Origin of the sequence: Mesorhizobium sp. J18, assembly GCF_007829525.1 — a bacterium.
Lineage (GTDB): Bacteria > Pseudomonadota > Alphaproteobacteria > Rhizobiales > Rhizobiaceae > VLJP01.
The window spans coordinates 1-1,086 of the sequence record NZ_VLJP01000093.1 but is presented as its reverse complement, the minus strand read 5'-3'; the positions used below and the strand labels follow the sequence as shown (position 1 = coordinate 1,086).

Below are 1,086 nucleotides of genomic sequence, written 5' to 3'. Positions count from 1 at the left end.
GGTCAAGACGCTTGCGGGCGTGCACCAGCCGACCTCCGGAACGATCGAGTTCATGGGGCAGGAAGTCACGATCGATACGCCCGCAAGGGCGCTGGGATCGTCGGACCGAATCAAAATGGCACTGAGGGTTTCGGGGGTGTTTGTAGACCGTACCGCTCAGCAATGCGTCGGGAGTGGGATTGAGACAAGGCACCCGCGCCGGTGATGGCTATGATGACGCCGCGCCTGAACGGCACGACGTACCGCGGTCAATCGGAAGAGGTCCCGCTTTCCGGCACGTAGATCATGCGGCCGTCGTCGAGCCGATAGGTGATGCCTGCACGGACCCCCTGCCCTTCCCCGATCTGGCCGCTTGCCTCGTAACGGGTGATCTCCGTGCCGTCCTTCACAGTGATGCGCATATCCGGCTCGCCCGGATTTTCGATGACGGTAACCTTCTCCGACGAGAACGGATTGAGCGGATTGGTTACGATGACGATCATCAGGATGCCGATAACAACCAGGAACAGATCGATCAGGTTGACCACCGACAGGATCGGGTCATCGGCCTCGTCATGGTCGAGGAAACGCATCAGCTTGCCTCCCTTGCCCGTTCGATACTACGCAATTCCTCCAGCAGCCAACGGCGGCGAACGGTCAGGATGAAGAAAGTGATGCTGGCGCTGACGAGGGCAAGGATCACGGCGGAGAAGGCGACCACCAGGTTCTCTCCCACGGAAGCAGCATCGCCGCGGCTGAGCGCGAGCAGCGCCGGCCCCATCGGGATCATGGTCGCCACCAGACCGAGCATTGGCGCGGTGCGCGAGACGATGCGCAACCATTCGAGGCGTTTCATGATGGCGAGTTCGAGATCATTGCTGTGGGCCGCCTTGCCGCCCAGGACAGACCGATGGGTGCCGCGCCAGTGCTGAATCGCCTCCACCAGGAACATACCCAGTGCCACGAGAGCATAAGCCAGCGAAGCGGCGATTAGTGCCAGAACCGGCAGTAGAAATGATCGGCCCCCACGGACGGGTCCAATTTGATTGTTAGTGCAATGATGGTCGCGGCGCCAGCGCGGGCGGCATTGCTGGTTGGGGTTGCAGG

At 61.5% G+C, this 1,086-nt stretch carries 2 protein-coding genes and 1 pseudogene; 1 reads left to right on the top strand and 2 read right to left on the bottom strand.

What is annotated here, in order from left to right; genetic code table 11:
• Positions 1-94, top strand: a pseudogene (locus L598_RS21680) (sugar ABC transporter ATP-binding protein); the annotation flags it as partial.
• A 154-nt stretch (positions 95-248) separates the two neighbouring features.
• Here the strand turns inward: L598_RS21680 and L598_RS21295 are convergent.
• Together L598_RS21295 and L598_RS21290 are read right to left on the bottom strand one after the other, a co-directional pair.
• Positions 249-572 (bottom strand): DUF2149 domain-containing protein, encoded by a 324-nt coding sequence (locus L598_RS21295; RefSeq protein ID WP_144866146.1) that lies wholly within the window; start codon positions 570-572, stop codon positions 249-251.
• Positions 572-970: a MotA/TolQ/ExbB proton channel family protein gene (locus L598_RS21290; protein ID WP_246658877.1), complete on the bottom strand. Its 399-nt coding sequence runs from the start codon at positions 968-970 to the stop codon at positions 572-574. The genes L598_RS21295 and L598_RS21290 overlap by 1 nt, the downstream gene beginning before the upstream one ends.
• Positions 971-1,086 lie beyond the last annotated feature (116 nt).